Source organism: Streptacidiphilus sp. BW17, from assembly GCF_041262485.1.
In the GTDB taxonomy this organism is placed as follows: domain Bacteria; phylum Actinomycetota; class Actinomycetes; order Streptomycetales; family Streptomycetaceae; genus Streptacidiphilus.
Map to the genome: position 1 here is coordinate 1 of NZ_JBGCCR010000077.1, position 2963 is coordinate 2963.

General features: G+C 69.4%; 2 protein-coding genes. Both read right to left on the minus strand.

Translation table 11 applies throughout. The annotated features are described in order from the left end of the window. The coding region (locus ABH940_RS36875) for an amino acid adenylation domain-containing protein (RefSeq protein WP_370107283.1) at positions 1 to 2699 on the minus strand (2699 nt) is incomplete at its 3' end. Then, positions 2699 to 2963, minus strand: a 265-nt coding sequence (locus ABH940_RS36880) for a phosphopantetheine-binding protein (protein ID WP_370073042.1), incomplete at its 5' end; no start/stop codon positions are given. The genes ABH940_RS36880 and ABH940_RS36875, both read right to left, overlap by 1 nt.

Below are 2963 nucleotides of genomic sequence, written 5' to 3' on the forward strand. Positions count from 1 at the left end.
AGGCGGAGGTCACCCGGCAGGTCCTCACGGATCGTCACCATGACCTGCTCCAGGCCCGGGTGTGCGGCCAGGACGGCCTGCACCTCACCGGGCTCGATCCGGAAACCACGGATCTTCACCTGCTCGTCCGCACGGCCGACGTACTCCAGCTCGCCGCCGGCGTTCCACCGGACCAGGTCACCCGTGCGGTACAACCGCTCCCCCGCACCGAACGGATTCGCCACGAACCGCTCCGCCGTCAAACCCGGCCGGTTCAGGTACCCACGGGCCAGACCCGCACCCGCCACATACAGCTCACCAGCCACACCCACCGGCACCGGACGCATACCGGCGTCCAACACGAACACCCGGGCATTCGACACCGGACGCCCGATCGGAACAGCCCCCTCGACATCACCATCCGCATACCAGGCTGTCGAATACACCGTCGCCTCGGTCGGACCGTAGATGTTCGCCACCCGCACACCCGGCAGCACGCGCCGAACACCCGCCACCGTGTCCGCGGTCAACGCCTCACCCGCCAACACCACCGTGCGCGGCGCAACCACCAGGTCACCCACGATCCGCGCGAACGCCGACGGCACACCGCTCACCAGACTCGCCCGCCGCGAACCGCGCCCGCCATCGGCCAACGCCAGCAGATCCCGCACCACCTCGACGCTGCCACCCGACACCAACGGCGCGAACAACTCGAACACCGACACATCGAAACTGAACGACGTCGACACCACCACCCGCGCCAACTCATCGGCGCTGAAAGCCTCCTGCGCCCAGCCCAACAGATTCGCCACCGACCGGTGCTCAATCACCACACCCTTCGGCCGACCCGTCGACCCCGACGTGAAGATCACATATGCCGGCCCCCGCCCGTGCAGCACCCGCTCCGCCGGAACATCCGACGCCAGCCCGACCAGCTCCCCTGCCACCTCCGGCGCGTCCAACACCACCACCGGGCCGGCGACCGCCCGGACCGTCGCCGACGACGCCAGCACCACCACCGGCGCCGCGTCCTCGAGCATGAAACCGATCCGGTCCACCGGATACGCCGGATCGATCGGCAGATACGCGCCACCCGCCTTCACCACACCCAGCAGCGCGACCACCGCATCGACCCCGCGCTCCAGACACACCCCCACCACCGACCCCGCGACCACACCACGCCCGATCAGGTAGTGCGCCAACCGGTTGGCCCGCGCGTCCAACTCCGCGTACGACAGCTCGGCCCCGTCAGCCACCACCGCCACCGCATCGGGCGTCCGCGCCACCTGCGCCTCGAACAACTCCGGCAACGTCGCGTCCACCAGCGGCCGAGCAGTGTCGTTCCACTCCGCCACGACCTGCCGGCGCTCGGCCTCACCCAGCACATCCACCGCCGACAGCCGCGTCTGCGGCTCAGCGACGACCGTCTCGACGGCCCGCAGCAGCCAACCCGCGAAACGCTCCGCCGTCTCCGCATCGAACAGATCCGCAGCCGCGATCAGCGTGCCGCGCAACCCCACCGGCGCGCCCTGCGCATCAAGGACCTCACCCACAGTCACTTCCAGGTCGAACTTCGACACCGCCGTACCCGCCGACGACGCCACAGCCGAAAGCGGCGAGCCCGCCCCGGACAGATCCAACGCCCCCGAAGCCACGTTCTGCACCGCGAGCAGGACCTGAAACAGCGGGTTCCGGGCCGCCGACCGGACCGGCGCCAACTCCTCCACCAGCTTCTCGAACGGCACGTCCTGGTGCGCGAACGCGCCAAGTCCCGCTTCCCGGACCCGATCGAGCACCTGAGCCATCGTCGGGTCACCGGACAGGTCCGTGCGCAGCACCAACGTGTTCACGAAGAACCCGACCAGGTCCTCCAAGGCCTTCTCAGTACGTCCGGCGATCGCCGCCCCGATCGGGATGTCGTTCCCCGCACCCAACCGGTTGAGAGTGACCGCCAACGCGGCCTGCACCACCATGAACAGGGTCACCCCCCGTTCCCGGGTCACCTTCACCAGACGCTTGTACGCGCCGGCCGACAGCTCGAGTGCCACCGCATGGCCCTGATGACTGGCCACGGCGGGATGCGGCCGATCTGTCGGCAGCACCAGTTCGGCCGGCGCCCCGGCCAGCGTCTCGCGCCAGTACGCCAGCTGCCGGGAGAGCACACTGCCCGGGTTCTGCTCGTCGCCGAGCAACTCCCGCTGCCACAGCACGTAGTCCGCGTACTGCACCGGCAGCGGCTCCCACTCCGGTGGCCGGCCCGCGGCCCGCGCCGCGTACGCCACCGACACGTCCCGCGCCAGCGGCGCCACCGACCAGCCGTCCCCGGCGATGTGATGAACCACCACCGCCAGCGCATGGTCATCCTGACCCACCGCGAACAGCGTCGCCCGCAAAGGGATTTCGGACGAAAGATCGAACGCGTACGCGACCGCCCCCCTCACGGCGCCGGCCAACGACTCCTCGGAAACCGCCTCGACCGCAAGCTCGAACCCGCTCTCCTCGGCCTTGAGGATCCGCTGGTACGGCTCCCCGTTCTCGGCCAGGAAGACCGTGCGCAGCACCTCATGCCGCCCCACCACGTCCCGCAACGCCTCGGCGAGAGCCTCCCGATCCACATGCCCGGTCAGCCGCAACACCAACGGAATGTTGTAGGTCGCGCTCGCACCCTCCAACTGCCCTAGGAACCACAGCCGGCGCTGCGCAAACGACAACGGAATCATCAGTAGTCCTCCTGCTTACGCATCGGCCGCAGAACGGGCCTAGCCGTGGTCTGGGTGTCAATCTGATCGGCGAGCCAACCGGCGATCCTCTCCGGCGTCCGTGCCTCGAACACCGTCCGGATCGGCAGTTCGACCCGCAACGACTCCCGCACCTCACTGACCAGGCGGGTCGCCAGTAGGGAGTGGCCGCCCAGGGCGAAGAAGTCGTCCTCCACGCCGACCCGCTCCAGGCCCAGCACCTGCGCGAACGCCTGACACAGCAAC